This is a genomic window from Bacteroides sp. Ga6A2 (assembly GCF_000702225.1).
Classification (GTDB): Bacteria; Bacteroidota; Bacteroidia; order Bacteroidales; family Bacteroidaceae; genus Ga6A1.
This window is the reverse complement of the sequence record NZ_JNKX01000031.1, coordinates 12,018-28,507: the sequence shown is the minus strand read 5'-3', so window position 1 is coordinate 28,507 and position 16,490 is coordinate 12,018. Positions and strand designations below refer to the sequence as shown.

At 47.4% G+C, this 16,490-nt stretch carries 14 protein-coding genes; 13 read left to right on the top strand and 1 reads right to left on the bottom strand.

The features are described from left to right. Positions 1-2 precede the first annotated feature (2 nt). The 11 genes from T538_RS0108935 (at position 3) to T538_RS0108885 (ending at position 13,738) form a co-directional block, all read left to right on the top strand. Positions 3-995, top strand: coding sequence for a PhoH family protein (locus tag T538_RS0108935; RefSeq protein ID WP_031533392.1), 993 nt, complete (start codon positions 3-5; stop codon positions 993-995). A gap of 24 nt (positions 996-1,019) precedes the next feature. Continuing rightward, positions 1,020-1,964 (top strand): phosphoribosylaminoimidazolesuccinocarboxamide synthase, encoded by a 945-nt coding sequence (locus T538_RS0108930; RefSeq protein WP_031533394.1) that lies wholly within the window; start codon positions 1,020-1,022, stop codon positions 1,962-1,964. Positions 1,965-1,979: 15 nt separating this feature from the next. Beyond that, a complete protein-coding gene (ubiE, locus tag T538_RS0108925; RefSeq protein WP_031533395.1) occupies positions 1,980-2,714 on the top strand; it encodes a bifunctional demethylmenaquinone methyltransferase/2-methoxy-6-polyprenyl-1,4-benzoquinol methylase UbiE in 735 nt (244 codons plus the stop codon). A gap of 13 nt (positions 2,715-2,727) precedes the next feature. Next, positions 2,728-3,480, top strand: a complete 753-nt coding sequence (locus T538_RS0108920) for a shikimate dehydrogenase family protein (RefSeq protein ID WP_031533396.1) — start codon at positions 2,728-2,730, stop codon at positions 3,478-3,480. Between the two features lie 2 nt (positions 3,481-3,482). Further along, complete coding sequence (locus T538_RS0108915; RefSeq protein WP_031533398.1) at positions 3,483-4,436, top strand: TPM domain-containing protein; 954 nt, start codon at positions 3,483-3,485, stop codon at positions 4,434-4,436. A gap of 135 nt (positions 4,437-4,571) precedes the next feature. Next, a complete protein-coding gene (locus tag T538_RS0108910) occupies positions 4,572-5,099 on the top strand; it encodes a LemA family protein (protein WP_197025770.1) in 528 nt (175 codons plus the stop codon). A 56-nt stretch (positions 5,100-5,155) separates the two neighbouring features. Continuing rightward, a complete protein-coding gene (locus tag T538_RS0108905) occupies positions 5,156-6,304 on the top strand; it encodes an AIR synthase-related protein (protein WP_051655992.1) in 1,149 nt (382 codons plus the stop codon). Positions 6,305-6,438: 134 nt separating this feature from the next. Beyond that, a complete protein-coding gene (locus tag T538_RS0108900) occupies positions 6,439-8,127 on the top strand; it encodes a putative transporter (RefSeq protein WP_031533402.1) in 1,689 nt (562 codons plus the stop codon). Between the two features lie 175 nt (positions 8,128-8,302). After that, the gene (locus T538_RS0108895) at positions 8,303-10,075 is read left to right on the top strand and encodes a bifunctional metallophosphatase/5'-nucleotidase (RefSeq protein WP_031533403.1); all 1,773 of its coding nucleotides are present in this window, start codon (positions 8,303-8,305) and stop codon (positions 10,073-10,075) included. Positions 10,076-10,108: 33 nt separating this feature from the next. Continuing rightward, positions 10,109-11,935: a bifunctional metallophosphatase/5'-nucleotidase gene (locus T538_RS0108890; RefSeq protein ID WP_031533404.1), complete on the top strand. Its 1,827-nt coding sequence runs from the start codon at positions 10,109-10,111 to the stop codon at positions 11,933-11,935. A 6-nt stretch (positions 11,936-11,941) separates the two neighbouring features. Beyond that, positions 11,942-13,738 (top strand): bifunctional metallophosphatase/5'-nucleotidase, encoded by a 1,797-nt coding sequence (locus T538_RS0108885; RefSeq protein ID WP_081834923.1) that lies wholly within the window; start codon positions 11,942-11,944, stop codon positions 13,736-13,738. Positions 13,739-13,771: 33 nt separating this feature from the next. On the opposite strand, the gene T538_RS0108880 is transcribed toward T538_RS0108885, so the two are convergent. Next, positions 13,772-15,421 (bottom strand): NAD(P)/FAD-dependent oxidoreductase, encoded by a 1,650-nt coding sequence (locus T538_RS0108880; protein WP_031533406.1) that lies wholly within the window; start codon positions 15,419-15,421, stop codon positions 13,772-13,774. A gap of 156 nt (positions 15,422-15,577) precedes the next feature. Here T538_RS0108880 and T538_RS0108875 point away from each other — a divergent pair, with 156 nt between their 5' ends. Further along, positions 15,578-16,045, top strand: coding sequence for an SET domain-containing protein (locus tag T538_RS0108875; RefSeq protein WP_031541029.1), 468 nt, complete (start codon positions 15,578-15,580; stop codon positions 16,043-16,045). A 165-nt stretch (positions 16,046-16,210) separates the two neighbouring features. Beyond that, positions 16,211-16,483, top strand: coding sequence for an HU family DNA-binding protein (locus tag T538_RS0108870; RefSeq protein WP_031533410.1), 273 nt, complete (start codon positions 16,211-16,213; stop codon positions 16,481-16,483). Positions 16,484-16,490 lie beyond the last annotated feature (7 nt).

Sequence of the window (16,490 nt, the reverse complement as noted above, 5' to 3'; positions counted from 1 at the left end):
AAATGATAGAACGACACATTGTACTTGAGGATATTGACCCCGTGGTATTCTATGGGGTAAACAACAACAACTTCCAGCAAATAAAAGCCTACTATCCCAAACTACGAATTGTTGCGCGCGGAAACGTAATAAAGGTAATGGGAGACGAGGAAGAATTGTGCGCCTTTGAAGAAAACATCATGAAGCTGCAAAAGCATTGCGCCACGTTCAACTCGCTCGACAACGAGGCAATCCACGACATTATGGAAGGCAAGCGCACAAGCAAGGAAAGCAGCGACGAAGTGATTGTTTACAGCACCACCGGAAAGCCTATAACCCCAAGAAGCGAAAATCAGAAGAAACTTGTAAAGGAATTCGAGAAAAACGACATGATTTTTGCCATCGGTCCGGCAGGCTCGGGAAAGACCTACATAGCAATAGCATTGGCAATAAAACTCCTGAAGAACAAGGTTATCAGAAAAATAATACTTAGCCGTCCGGCAGTTGAGGCTGGCGAGAAACTCGGCTTTCTGCCCGGCGACATGAAAGAGAAAATAGATCCGTATCTGCAACCTCTCTACGATGCTCTTGAAGACATGATTCCGGCAAACAAACTTAAAGAGCACATGGAAAACAACGTGATACAGATTGCACCGCTCGCCTTTATGCGAGGCAGAACGCTAAACGATGCCGTAGTTATCCTTGACGAGGCGCAGAACACAACGAGCGCACAGATAAAAATGTTCCTAACCCGAATGGGACAGAACACCAAGATGATTGTTACTGGAGATGCCTCGCAGATTGACCTTCCGCCATCAACGCGCTCGGGACTGCTTGAGGCTCAGCGCATTCTGAAAGACGTGAAAGGCATTTCGTTCATCGAGATGAACCAGAAAGACATAGTGCGCCACAAACTCGTTACACGAATAGTCGAAGCCTACGACAAGTTCGACAAAGAGCAGGCCGAGAAGCAGAAGGCTCAAAGAAAAGCCAAGGAAAACCCGAACAAAGACTAATAAAGTTAAACAACATAAAAAACAATGAAAGCATTAACAAAAACTGATTTTCAGTTTCCCGGACAGAAGAGTGTTTATCACGGCAAGGTTCGTGATGTTTACAACATCAACGACGACATCATGGTGATGGTTGCAACAGACCGCATCTCTGCATTCGACGTTATTCTTCCGAAGGGCATTCCATTCAAGGGACAGGTTCTGAACCAGATTGCTGCAAAGTTCCTCGACGCAACATCCGACATCGTTCCTAACTGGAAACTTGCTACTCCAGACCCAATGGTAACCGTTGGCCTAAAGTGCGAAGGCTTCCGCGTCGAGATGATTATCCGCGGCTACCTTACAGGCTCGGCTTGGAGAGAGTACAAGGCAGGCAACCGCGTTCTATGCGGAGTTAAACTGCCAGACGGCATGCGCGAGAACGAGAAGTTCCCTCACCCAATAATCACCCCAACAACAAAGGCTGACGAGGGGCACGATGAGAACATCTCAAAGGAAGAAATCATTGCTCAGGGCATCGTAAGCAAGGAAGACTACGAGCAGATGGAGCAGTACACATACGCTCTGTTCGAGCGCGGCTCACAGATTGCAGCAAAGCGCGGTCTTATTCTTGTTGACACAAAATACGAGTTCGGAAAGCGCGACGGCAAGATTTATCTTATCGACGAAATCCACACTCCTGACTCAAGCCGCTACTTCTACGCAGAGGGCTACGAGGAGAAGTTCCAAAAGGGCGAGGCTCAGAAGCAGCTTTCAAAGGAGTTCGTGCGCCAGTGGCTCATCGAGAACAACTTCATGGGACAGGCCGGTCAGCAGGTTCCTGAGATGACAGACGAGTATGTAAACAGCGTATCAGACCGTTACATCGAACTGTACGAAGGCATCGTTGGCGAGAAGTTTGACAAGGCTTCGGTTGACGGCGACATCGCTGCACGCATCGAGGCTAACGTAAAGGCATATCTCAACAAGTAAAAAAGATATCATAAGGTGTACAAACAAGAAACGATAAAGCCTTATGGAGTTGATGGCTCCAAGAGAGAGCAGGTGGAGAAGATGTTCGATAAGATTGCACATTCTTACGACACTCTGAACCACTCGCTCTCGTGGGGCATCGACAAATACTGGCGCAACAAGGCGATAAGGCTTCTTGCCAAGCAGAAACCCGAATCGGTTCTCGACATTGCAACCGGAACGGGCGACTTTGCCATCATCGCCTGCAAGAAAGCCAATCCGAAAGAGGTTTTGGGAGTTGACATATCGGAGGGGATGATGAACATCGGACGCGAGAAAGCGAAGAAAGAAGGTCTTGACGGCAAAATCAGTTTTCAAAAAGAAGACTGCGCCAAGATGAGTTTCGGCGACAACCGCTTCAGTTCGATAATATCGGCTTTCGGAGTAAGAAACTTCGAGAATCTTGACATCTGCCTAAAAGAGATGCACCGCGTGCTCTCTCCCGGCGGACACCTTATTATATTGGAACTTTCGGTGCCACGACGCTTCCCGATGAAGCAGTTGTTCCACTTCTACTCGCACGTGATAATGCCGATGGCAGGCAGAATAATATCAAAAGATGCCAGCGCATACACATACTTGCCACAGAGCATGGAGGCTTTTCCGCAAGCCGAGACAATGAAGCAGGTATTGCTAAAAGCAGGATTCAGAAAAGCATATTTTGAACGATTAACTTTTGGTATCTGCACAATGTTTGTAGCAGAAAAATAAACATCAACGACTTATGAAGAAATACGGACTAATTGGCAACCCGCTTGGACACTCATTCTCAAAAGGATACTTTAACGAGAAATTCTCCAACGAAAACATTGATGCCGAATATGTTAACTTCGAGATTCCGACAATCGACGACCTTCCTGCCGTGATTGCCGAGAACAAAAACCTATGCGGCCTTAATGTAACTATACCGTACAAGGAAAAAGTTATCTCGTACCTCGACGAAGTTACGACCGACGCCAGAGCCATCGGCGCGGTAAACGTAATACGCATCGAGCGTAGCGCCAAGGGCGAGCCAAGACTAATCGGCTACAACTCTGACATTGTGGGCTTTACGCAGAGCATCGAGCCTATGCTCGAGAATCATCACAAGAAAGCCCTTATTCTGGGCACGGGCGGAGCATCAAAAGCCATCTTCCACGGACTGAAGAAACTGGGCATCGAGGCCATCTTCGTATCGCGCAGAAACATGGCTGGAACTGTTCAGTACAAGGACATCACTCCCGAGGTGATTCAGGAATACAACGTGATTGTAAACTGCACACCTTGCGGAATGTATCCGCATACCGACGAATGTCCCGACCTTCCTTACGAGGCGATAACTGAGAAGAATCTGCTTTACGACCTCATATATAATCCCGACCAGACGCTGTTCATGCGCAAAGGCGCAGAGCGCGGAGCAAAGGTTAAAAACGGACTCGAAATGCTGTTGTTGCAAGCCTTCGACAGTTGGAGATTCTGGAACAGCACACGCTATTGATAATGACTAAGAGACTCTTCGGTTTTCTTCTGCTGTCGGTAATAAGTCTTGCCGTCTTTGCCGCAGGCCACAAGCCAGCCGACATTCCGATGGTTCACTTGCAGGACAGGACCAAATATGCCTGCAATCCCGACGGAGTGCTGAGCGACGCTGCCATTGCGCGCATAGACTCTACCCTTTCGTGGCTCGAGGCAAACAAGGGCATTCAAACTATTCTGGTTGTTGTCAGAAAGATGGAGAACGAAGACTCGTTCAGTTTTGCATTCGAACTGGCGCAACTTCACAAGCCCGGACACAAAGAGAAAAACACAGGACTTGTAATCCTGCTCTCTACCGAAGACCGCCAATACACAATCCTGACGGGACGCGGCCTCGAAGGAACACTTCCCGATGCCATCTGCAAGAGAATTGAGAACAGATACATGCTTCCGCATCTGAAGGAAGGCAACTGGGACGATGCCATGATTGCAACCGTTGAAGCGATAAAGAAGTACACCGAGGGCGACAAGGAACTGCACGGATTCACAAATTCGCCAGCCGAAGGCGACGACGATGGTCTGATGCCTATGATATTGGTTCTCTTTATCGGCGGAATCTTGGTTGCTGCCGGATATTACGCAAAACGTCAGCGCAAAAGATGTCCGAAATGCGGAAAGTACGACTTCAACATGATTAACGAGACCTTTATAGGCACAGTTATGCGAAACGGCGCCAGATACAAGCACTACCGCAGATGCTATGTGTGCAAGAACTGCAACCACACCGTTTTCAAGGACGATTATGACAGAGACGAAGACGACTTCATAGGACGTTCGGGCGGACCGATAATCTTTGGCTTTGGCAGAGGATTCGGCCGAGGTTTCGGCGGAGGAAGTTCGTGGGGCAGCGGAGGCTTCTCGGGCGGTTCGTTCGGCGGAGGCTCATTTGGCGGAGGCGGCGCAAGCGGCAGATTCTGACATCAAGACAATAACTTAAAACAAAATTAAATTATGAACTCAATTACAAACTGGATTAAATCTCACAAAATAGCATCGGGCGGCTGCGGCTGTCTGGTGGTGATTCTTTTTTTAGCCATTGCCATTGGCGGATGGATGAAGAAATCATACAACGGAATGGTTGAACTCGACGAAGGCGTTTCAACCGCATGGAGCAACGTTCAGTCGCAATATCAGCGCAGAGCCGACCTCATTCCAAACCTCGTAAACACGGTTAAAGGCTACGCTGCACACGAGAAGGAGACTCTCGAGGGCGTAATCGCGGCACGAAGCAAGGCTACACAGATGACAATAGACCCTTCGAACCTTACCGAAGAGAACATGAAGAAGTTTCAGCAAGCACAGGGCGAACTTTCAAACGCACTCGGCAAACTCCTCATGGTTCAGGAAAGATATCCAGAGTTGAAGGCAAACGAGAACTTCTCAGAACTTCAGGCACAGCTTGAGGGAACAGAAAACCGCATTGCCGTTGAGCGAAACAACTTCAACAAGGTTGTAGAGGCATACAACCTGAAAGTCCGCTCGTTCCCAAACAACATCCTCGCCGGAATGTTCGGATTCGAGAAGAAGAGCAAGTTCGAGGCTGAGGCAGGCAGCGAGAAAGCACCCGAAGTAAAATTCTAAAAAAAGATAGAAGAACAAATTAACATAAACTTATAATGGACAGCAATCAGAGATACATGATGCGTGGCGTAAGCGCGGCGAAAGAAGACGTGCACAACGCCATCAAGAACATTGACAAAGGCATTTTTCCACAGGCATTCTGCAAAATCATTCCTGATATTCTGGGAGGCGACCCTGAATACTGCAACATAATGCATGCCGACGGAGCAGGAACAAAGTCGAGCCTTGCCTACATGTACTGGAAGGAAACCGGCGACCTGTCGGTGTGGAAAGGCATTGCACAAGATGCCCTCATTATGAACACCGACGACCTTCTTTGCGTGGGAGCCGTTGACAACATTCTGGTTTCATCTACCATTGGCCGCAACAAAATGCTCATTCCGGGCGAGGTTATCTCTGCCATCATCAACGGAACAGACGAACTTTTGCAGCAGATGCGCGACATGGGCGTGGGCATCTACGCAACAGGTGGCGAGACTGCCGACGTGGGCGACCTTGTACGCACCATCATCGTTGATTCGACTGTTACTTGCCGCATGAAGAGAAGCGACGTAATAAACAATGCAAACATACGTCCGGGCGATGTAATCGTAGGACTCTCATCTTGCGGACAGGCTACATACGAGAAGGAATACAACGGCGGAATGGGTTCGAACGGACTCACAAGCGCGCGTCACGACGTGTTCGCCAAGTATCTTGCCGAGAAATATCCAGAGAGCTACGACAAGGCAGTTCCAGAAGAGCTCGTGTACAGCGGAAGCTACAAACTGACAGACGAGGTTGAAGGCTCGCCGATAAACGCAGGCAAGCTCGTTCTCTCTCCTACCCGCACATACGCACCAGTCGTGAAGAAGATGCTCGACGAGATGCGTCCACAGATTCACGGTATGGTTCACTGCACCGGCGGAGCACAGACAAAGGTTCTGCACTTCGTAGGCGACAACTGCAAGGTTGTGAAAGACAACATGTTCCCAGTTCCGCCATTGTTCAAGGCTATCATCAAGGAAAGCGGAACAGACTATGCCGAGGCTTACAAAGTGTTCAACATGGGACACCGACTCGAAGTCTACGTCAGCCCTGAAGATGCACAGAAGGTTATCGACATCAGCAAGAGTTTCAACATCGACGCTCAGATTGTCGGCCACATCGAAGAAGGCAAGAAATCGCTCACAATCAAGAGCGAGTTCGGCGAATTCAACTACTAAAAATAACAATATGCTGTTTCCTTCCGAAAAAACTGGAAACAGCATTTTTTCTTCGATAAAACAAATTTATTGCTGGATAATTATTCAGATTTTAATCTTTTCACTAACTTTGCAGCCGCAAAAATCAAAAACAGATGGATTGGTTAACAAAATTATTTTTAGAACCTGACTCTATTGCACATATCGTGCTGCTCTACGCACTCGTTATTACAATAGGTGTGTACTTGGGAAAAATCAAAGTCTGTGGAATCTCACTTGGAGTTACGTTCGTACTTTTTGCCGGAATCATAGCCGGCCACTTTGGCATGACCGGAACGCTTACGACGCTCAACTTCATTCAGGATTTCGGACTTATTCTTTTCGTGTACTGCATAGGACTTCAAGTTGGTCCTTCGTTCTTCTCTTCCTTCAAGGAAGGAGGCGTATCAATGAACCTGATAGCAGTCGGAATCATCACCCTCGACATCGTTGTGATGCTGCTGTTCTACTGGTTCGGCTTTGAGCACACCGGCGAGAACCTTGCAATGATGGTTGGCGTGCTTTGCGGAGCCGTTACCAACACTCCGGGACTTGGTGCCGCAAACGAGGCCCTGTCGCAAATTGCAGCCTCAACAGGCAAGGCTGCTCCCCAGATTGCATCGGCATACGCTTGTGCATATCCTCTTGCCGTTGTGGGTATGATTGGCTGTCTTATCGCCCTGAAGTTCATTCTCCGCGTAAACACAGAGAAAGAAGAGAACGAACTTAACTCTGAAGAATCAGATCCTAAGAAGAAGCCTCACATGATGCATCTTGAGATGACAAACCCATCTCTCGACGGCAAGAAACTTGTTGAGGTAAAGAACTTTATGGGTCGTCAGTTCGTAATTTCACGCATCTTGCAGGACGGACATGTTTCTATTCCTAACAGAGACACCGTGTTCCACATGGGCGACCAGATGTTTGTTGTCTGCGCCGAGGACGATTACGAGCCAATCGTTGCCTTTATCGGAAAGGTTATCGAGGTTGACTGGGAGAAGCAGGATACTCCGATGGTGAGCCGCCGAATCCTTGTAACTCAGGAGAGCATCAATGGTAAGACTCTCGGACAGCTTCATTTGAGTTCTGTTTACGGCGTGAACGTTACTCGCGTTAACCGTGCTGGCATGAACATCTTTGCAAGCGACAACTTCCGCCTTCAACTTGGCGACCGCGTTATGACCGTTGGTCCTGAGGATGCCGTTCAGCGCGTGGCAAACCTTCTTGGAAACTCGCTCCGCAAACTCGACCACCCAAATCTGGCAACAATCTTCGTTGGCATCTTCATCGGTATCATCTTCGGTATGATTCCAATCGCAATTCCGGGCATTCCAACTCCTGTGAAACTCGGTCTGGCTGGTGGTCCGCTGGTTATTGCAATCCTTATCGGTGCGTTCGGCTACAAGATTAAGCTGCCTGCATACACTACGATGAGTGCCAACCTTATGCTTCGCGAGATAGGCTTGGTATTGTTCCTCGCAAGCGTCGGCATCAAGGCAGGAGCAACATTCGTCGATACAGTTCTTCAGGGCGACGGACTGAAATATGTAGCCTACGGATTCTTCATCACAATCATTCCTATTCTGATTATGGGAGTTATTGCACGCTGGAGATACAAGATGAACTACTTCACTCTGATTGGACTTATTGCAGGTTCGAACACCGACCCACCTGCATTGGCATACTCAAACTCAATCACATCGACAAGTGCTCCAGCCGTTGGATACTCAACGGTTTATCCACTTGCCATGTTCCTGAGAATCGTGACTGCACAGATTATAATTTTGCTTCTTTGCAGTTTGTAACTGAAATTTTTCATTTCTATAAGGCAATATTCACAAACGGGCTTTGCATGTAATGATGCAAGCCCGTTTTTCTATTAACATTTATTAACATATCCCCGACATTTTATAACATTTTTTATGTTATTTTTGCAATGAGTTTTAATAATTATTTTATATAAGGGCTTCATATACAAAAATGTTTAGGATTACAACATATCTAATATTATTTTGCCTATTTTTTCTTTCGTCTTGCTCATCAGTAACACAAAATAACGAAACCGAGTTAAAGATAATATACACGACAGATACACACGGCAGCCTGCTCCCATACGATTTTTTCAAGCAGGAAACAGATTCGTGTTCTCTGGCAAACCTGAGCTCGTATATAAAGAAACAAAGGCAAGAATATCCCGGCAGGCTTATTTTGCTTGACGGCGGAGACCTTATTCAGGGTTCGCCGGATATGTACTACTATAACTATCAGGCAATCCGAAACACTCATCTGGCTTCGAGAGTGATGAACTATCTTGGATACGATGCCATGACTCTCGGAAATCACGACTTTGAACCGGGCGAGGCTGTGTACTACGACCATCTGCCAATACAGTGCAAGATGTCTCTGCTGGCGGCTAATGCCATAGACACACGCACAAACGAACCTATGTTCAAACCATACACAATTATAGAGCGCGACGGATTCAAGATTTGCGTATTCGGCATGATAACCGCCGATACAGAACACTGGCTTCCAAGAATGCTGATTCCGAACCTAAGGTTCGACCCTATGATTGAGACGGCACGCAAATGGCTTCCGGAAATCATAAAGAAAGAACAGCCCGACTATGTTATCGGAATGTTCCATGCCGGCAGCGAAATTGTAAACCGCACCGACAAAAACGGCATTGGCTACATGGACGGAAGCATTCCGGTGGCAATGTCGGTCAGAGGCATAGACATGCTTCTGATGGGACACGACCATGCCATAAGATGCGACTATCTGGTAAACGACTACGGCGACACCATTCCGGTGATGCAGCCAAACTCGCACGCCGACGAATTTGGAGAGATTAAACTCCATCTGAAGCGTAATCTTGACGGCACAGTAAAGAGCGATGTCAAGATGAAACGCCTAAAAACAAAGAATTTCCCTATTGACAAAGACTACGCCAAGGCTTTCCAAGGCGCGATAGATTCGGTGAACGCATACCTCGACCAGCCACTTGGAAAGGTCAGCACCACACTCGACGGTCTGGGCAGTCTGGTTGGCCAGACAAACCTGATGGACCTCATCCACACCGTCCAACTTTCGGTTACCGAGGCGCAGATTTCGCTCACGAGCACACTCTCAACCTTCAGCGACATAAACAAGGGATCAATTACGATGCGTAACCTGTTCGACATGTACAAGTACGAAAATCAGGTTCACAAACTATGGATGACGGGCAGAGATGTCAAGAACTTCCTCGAATACGGATATTCGCGCCAGTTTAACCAGATGACATCGGCTAACGACCATCTGCTAAGTTTCAGCGTAGACCACAACGGAAACGTGGAGGTTGACCACTTCGGACCAAAACTGAAGACTCCACAATACAACTTCACTTCAGCCGCTGGAATCAACTACATCGTAGACGTATCAAAGCCATACGGACAGAGAGTGGTGATAAAGAGCATGGCAGACGGCAGCAAGTTCGAGTTGGACAAACGCTACTACGTTGTGATGAACTCGTATCAGGCAGCCGGCGGAGGAGGCTTCCTGACGAATGGTCTGGGATGGACGAAAGAAGACATCAAGTATCACACCATCACCGAATCGACCCTCGATATGAGATATTACATAGCATCATACATTAAGGAACACGGAACCATAGAGCCAACCAAAAACGGAGAGTGGAAGGTTGTGCCCGAAAACTGGTGGAAACAAAACAAGGAAAGAGACAAGAAGATTATGGAACCGTACCTTAAATAAAATCTTTATATCCACAAAACGTAAAAAAGCAGAATGTATAAAACAAAAATTCTAACACTTGTCATTGCAATGCTGACACTTGTGTCGTGCCAGAACAACGAGATAGATATATCCATCATATATACCACCGATGTGTTTGGATTTATCTATCCATACGATTACCAGACCGACAACAACTCGCGCACAAGTCTGGCACACTTCATGACACTTGTGAAAGAGCAGAGGCAAATTTACGGCGACGACCATTGCCTTGTACTCGACAACGGCAACAAGGCTACCGGCCAGAGTTCATCATTCTATTACAATTTTGTTGACACTAAAAACGAACCAATCTGCTACAAGGCAGAACGAATGATAAACTACGATGCCTGCGGAGTTGGATTCCGCGACACGGAGATTTCGAGTTTCATTCATCACAGCAGATACTCTCCCGAGCGTCAGCCACCATACATCTGCGCAAACCTCATCGACATAAAGACAGGCAAGCCGCATTTCAAACCATATTTCATAAAAGACTGCGACGGAGTGAAGATTGCCGTACTTGCCATGACATCGCCTCAGGCAACAAGATGGATTCCGAAGGAAGACCTTAGCAACCTTGAGTGCGAGGACATGATTGAGTGCGCGCAAAAGTGGATAAAAGTAATAAAGCAGCAGGAAAAGCCCGACCTCATAGTCGGTCTATTCAACTGCATGTCTGAATACAACCAGAACAACTACGACATCGACACATACAAGAATCCTAACGGAGGAGTGCCGGCAGTTATCAGAGTGCCGGGCTTCGACATCGCCCTGTTTGGCGGAAGTTCGATGAAAAACGAGCGTATATTCAGACTGAAGAACGATGCCAACGAATACGTTCAGTGCATTCAACTTTCGCAGGCGTGCTACTCCGCCGGAACGGTTCGCGTGCATCTGAAGAAAAAAGGCAACGGCTACATGAAGCGCATCTTCGGCTCAATCGTGAACCTAAAGATGTACGAGCCCGACGAGCATTTCTGCGAGGTCTTCAAGAACTCGCACGACAGCATATACAACTGGTTCAACAAGCCTATCGGCTTCCTTCCCGACACGATTTTCGGCGACGACGGTCTGTACGGTCCGGACAAATACCGAAAACTGATAAACGACGTTCAGATGTGGGCAACAAAGGCCGACATCTCGCTCGCCGCTACAACCATTGCCCACGACACCATCCCACCCGGCCCCGTAACGATGAAGCGCATATTCAAGATTTATCCTTACGAGAACAACGTGTGCATAATGAGCATGATGGGCGAAGACATAAGGCGATATCTCGAAGCATCGGTTAACGAGCAGTACGAACAATACAAAAACGGAGACACGCCTCTGCTGCGCGTGAAGAAAGACAGATTCGGGCACATACTATATACCGAAGACAGCAAAACGTATCTGTTGTCTTCTCCCGACAACTTCTTCGCCGCAGGTGGAATAAGATACACAATCGACCTTACAAAACCCGAAGGCAGCCGGGTAAACATAATATCGAAAACCGACGGCACGCCTTTCGAACTGAGGAATACATACAACGTGGCGATAAACTCGTACGTTGCCCGAGGCGGCGACAACACGTTCGTGAACTGGCTGGGATGGAACGACGAGACCATCAGAATACACGCCACGCAGAGCCGTCCTGTGAGTATAAGACAGTACATGAGAGAATACATCATCTCGCACAAGGATACGCTTAAGATTAGCGACGACTCAAACTGGCACATTGAGCCTTACGCTTGGTGGAAAAACCAAAAAGAACTCGAAAAACAAAGACAGGACTTTGTATGGACGGCAACTTACAAGGCGATAAGAAGCCGCGAAGCGAATCCACACTATAAAAAATAAGAACAAATGAAATATATCCGCCATATTCTAATACCTTTTATAATATTGCTATATAGTTGCGACAGACCATCGTCTGCCGACATAACCATACTATACACAAGCGATGTGTACGGATTCATCTTTCCATACGACCTGCTTACCGACAGCACCTCGAACAACTGTCTGGCAAGTTTCGCAACTCTCGTAGACGAGCAGAGAGCCATAAACGGAGACTATATGCTTGTGCTTGACAACGGCAACAAGTGCGTGGGCTCGGCAGTAAACACATACTTCAACTTTATCGACACAATCAGCGAGCCTATCTATTTTAAGGCAGAGAGAATGATTGGCTACGATGCCACCGGCGTTGGCGTGCGCGACCTCGAAGTGAAAGAGACCATCAACCCTACGAGGCACGACGAGAAAACGTGTCCGCCGAGAGTGTGCGCCAATATCATAAACAAGCACACCGGAAAACCTCACTTCGCGCCCTATTTCATAAAAGAGATAAACGGAATAAAGGTTGCCGTTCTGCCTATGACATCGCCAAACATCGTTGGCATTCCGCAAGAAGAGAGAGAGAATATCTACATCGAGGACATGGTTGAGTGCGCACAGAAGTGGGTAAAGATAATCAGAGAGAAAGAAAATCCCGACGTTCTTATCGGAATGTTCTGCTGCAACTCAAACTACAAGAAAGATAACATAAACATTGACAGCAACAAGAATCCTAACGGAGGAATTCCGGCAGCAATAAAGGTCGCAGGATTCGACCTTGTTCTGCTTGGCGATGCCGAGGAGGACGAAGACAACATCTGTACGATAAACAACTACAACGGCGACAACATTACGGTTATACAACTTGCACAAGGCTGCAACACAGCCGGACAAGCCCGAATACATCTCGACAAAGACCCGAAGACAAACCGATACACAAAGCGAGTGTTCGCCACAATCGTAGAACTGGACAGTTATGAACCAAAGGCTGAAATCTCAGAAAACTGCAAGGCTGAGTTCGACTCGGTTTACAAGTGGTTCAACAAGCCAATAGGATATCTTGTCGACGACCTTTACGGTGACAAGTCGATGTACGGTCCCGACTACTACCGCAATCTCATCCACAACATTCAACTTTACTACACAAAGGCAGATGTTTCGATGAGTAGCGCGCTGCTTGCCGGCGACACGATAAAGGCTGGTCCGATGAGCATGAAGCGAATCTACTGTCTGTATCCTTACGAGAACCAACTCTACACAGTTAAGATGACGGGGCAAGACATCATAAACTTTCTTGAATGGGGATTCAGCAACCAGTACGAGACGATGACGCACGAAAATGCTCCGATGCTGAAGCTGAAGCGAGATACCAAAGGTCACATAATCTATCGCGAAGACGGCAGACCTTATCTAAATGCGAATCCGAACATCTACACTTGCGCCGCCGGAATTTCGTACACGGTAGACCTTACAAAACCCGAATTTCAGCGAGTAAGAATAGATTCCTTCTGCGACGGAAGACGATTCTGTCCAAAACAGACATACGTCGTTGCGCTTAATTCCTATCAGATTGGCGACGGCGGATATTACATCAGCAAAGGTCTGAGATGGGACAACGCCACGCTCGAACAGCACACAATTCCGACACAGAACAACAACATCCGCCTGTATATCGGAAAGTATTTCCAAATGAAGAAGAAAGTAGGACTCGAGTTCAGAAGAGACTGGATGCCGTCGCCCGAAAAATGGTTCAGGACGGCACGACACCGCGAAGAAAAAGAATTGCATCCGGTGTGGAACGGAAACAACGCACCTGAACAAGACTGATAATTAGAAAAGAACTAAAGCGAAGGTTTCGCTTTAGTTCTTTTCTTCTATATACCGCAATGCGCTCTCGGCACAACGTTCGCCGTCGACACCTGCCGAAACAATTCCGCCGGCATATCCTGCGCCCTCGCCGCAAGGGAAAAGTCCTTTTATTTCGATATGCTGAAGCGTTTCCTTGTCGCGCACAATTCGCACGGGCGACGACGTTCTGGTTTCAACACCTATCATAACGGCCTCGTTGGTCAGAAAACCGTGGCTCATCTTTCCAAACTGAAGAAAGCCTTTCGACAGCCTGCCGCTTATGAATTCCGGCATCCAGAAATGCAGAGGCGAAGAGATAAGTCCCGGACTGTAAGACGAATCGGGCAAGTCGTAGCTTAGCTTTCGGTTCACGAAATCGGCCATTCGCTGCGCCGGAGCAGTCTGTCGCATGTTTCCAGCCTTCCAGTTCTGCCTTTCGAGCGCATCCTGAAACTGCATCATCGCCAGCGGATGAGCAGCATCGAGATGAGTTGCATCGATGCCTTCGTCCTTCAATCCGCCAACATATTCAGAAATGAAATTCTTCATCGAGTTTTCGGCCAAGTCCTCGGGATGAAGTTCAACAACCATTCCTGAGTTGCTCCACTTTGAGCCTCGGTTAGACGGACTCATGCCGTTTACCACAATCTGGTGAGGACCGCTCGCAGCAGGCACAACGAATCCGCCCGGACACATGCAGAACGAATACACACCTCTGCCATCAACCTGATGAACAAACGAATATTCGGCTGCCGGAAGATATTTTCCTCTGCCCTGACGGTTATGATACTGAATGCAGTCGATAAGATGCGAAGGATGCTCAAGGCGCACTCCCACCGCCAAGCCTTTAGCCTCAACGTGCACATTATTATTGTAGAGCCAGCGATAAACATCGCGCGCGCTATGACCTGTTGCCAGAATCACCGGTCCAAAGAGTTCCTGCTCCACACCTGTATCGAGATGCTTAACCACGACGCCCTTCACCTCGTTTTTCTCAATGCTGATTGACTCCATTCGGGTTTGGAAATGAACCTCGCCGCCGCACTCGAGAATCGTGTTTCGCATATTCTCGATAACTCGCGGAAGTTTGTCCGTTCCGATATGCGGGTGGGCATCAACAAGGATAGACGTGCTTGCGCCATGCTGACAGAAGACATTCAGAATCTTGTCGATGTTTCCTCTCTTCTTGCTTCGAGTATAGAGTTTTCCGTCGGAATACGCACCTGCTCCACCCTCGCCAAAGCTGTAGTTGCTCTCGCTGTCAACCTTGTGTTCGCGCGAGATTCGGGCGATATCGTGCTTGCGGTCGCGAACGTTCTTTCCGCGCTCAACCACGATAGGACAAAGTCCAAGTTCTATAAGACGAAGCGCGGCGAACAATCCGCCGGGACCTGCGCCAACAACCAAGACCTTCGGCTTGCCTTCGACATTTCTGTACTCGGTGCGCACAAACTCATCGTCTTGCGGCTGCTCGTTAATGTAGGCACGAACCTTAAGATTAACCATCACGGTACGCTGACGGGCATCGATACTGCGTTTCAGCACACGCACCGCCGTCAACGTGCGAATGTCGAGCCCCTCCTCGTGCGCAATAAAATCCTTAACAGCCTGTTCGTTTACCGCATTCTGCGGCAGCACTCTATACTGAAATTCCTTTATCATAAGAAATATAAATAATGTGTTTAAGCGAGCAAAATTAGCCAAAAATCGCCAAATATCGGGCAAGGTGGAAACAAAAATCAAAATCAGCCAAATTATTTTGCAAAATTCGGAAAGATTGTGCATTTTTGCAGTCGAAACCTAAAAAACAAAACAAAAATGAAAAAAATCATCAGCAGACTGTTACTCTCACTTGTTTTTTTGTTTGCCATCGGCATAAGCCGCAGCAACGCGCAGGCACAGCTCAGTTTCAAGGGAGTAGACCTAAACCAATCGCCTAAAGACGTGGCATTCATCTTGCAACGACAGAAAGGCTTTGTATTCAATCAAGAAACTGCCAACGGAATTTATCTGAAAGGCGAATACTGCGGATGCAAATGCATCGTTTACATAAAGGCATATCGCGACAATCCCAAGGGCGTAGAAAAACTTGTATGCTACATGGAAGACTATACCGAAGAGGTTCAGAACGGAATGGTTGAGCATCTTACAAAACGCTACGGCGAGACAAACGCCGAGGATTTTTACTGCCGATACGGACGTATAGAACCTACCTATTCTGTAATAATGACTGCCGTAGACCACTTCCTTCTACTTAGCTTCTACACGCATCAAATAGAGTATTAAAAAGGGTCAAAAGCCCTAAAAACGGTAAAAACATCTTAAAAAATGCAAAAAAAAGGCATTATGACGAATAATAACCTACATAAAATTTGTATATGTGAGTTTTTTCGTTACCTTTGCCACCGTTATTAACGGAATTTTCGGTAAATTACTTTAATAGATTCTAGTATGAACAAATCACAGTTAATTGACGCTATCGCAGCTAAAAGCGGCCTTAGCAAAGCAGATTCAAAGAAAGCTCTTGAAGGCACTATCGACGCCATCACAGCAGCATTGAAAGAAGGCGATAAAATTGCTCTTGTAGGTTTCGGAACATTCTCTGTAGAGGAAAGAGCTGCAAGAACTGGTATTAACCCAGCAACACGCGAGAAGATTGAAATCGCAGCAAAGAAAGTCGCTAAATTCAAGGCAGGTGCAGAACTTTCAGAGGCTATAAAGTAACAAAAAA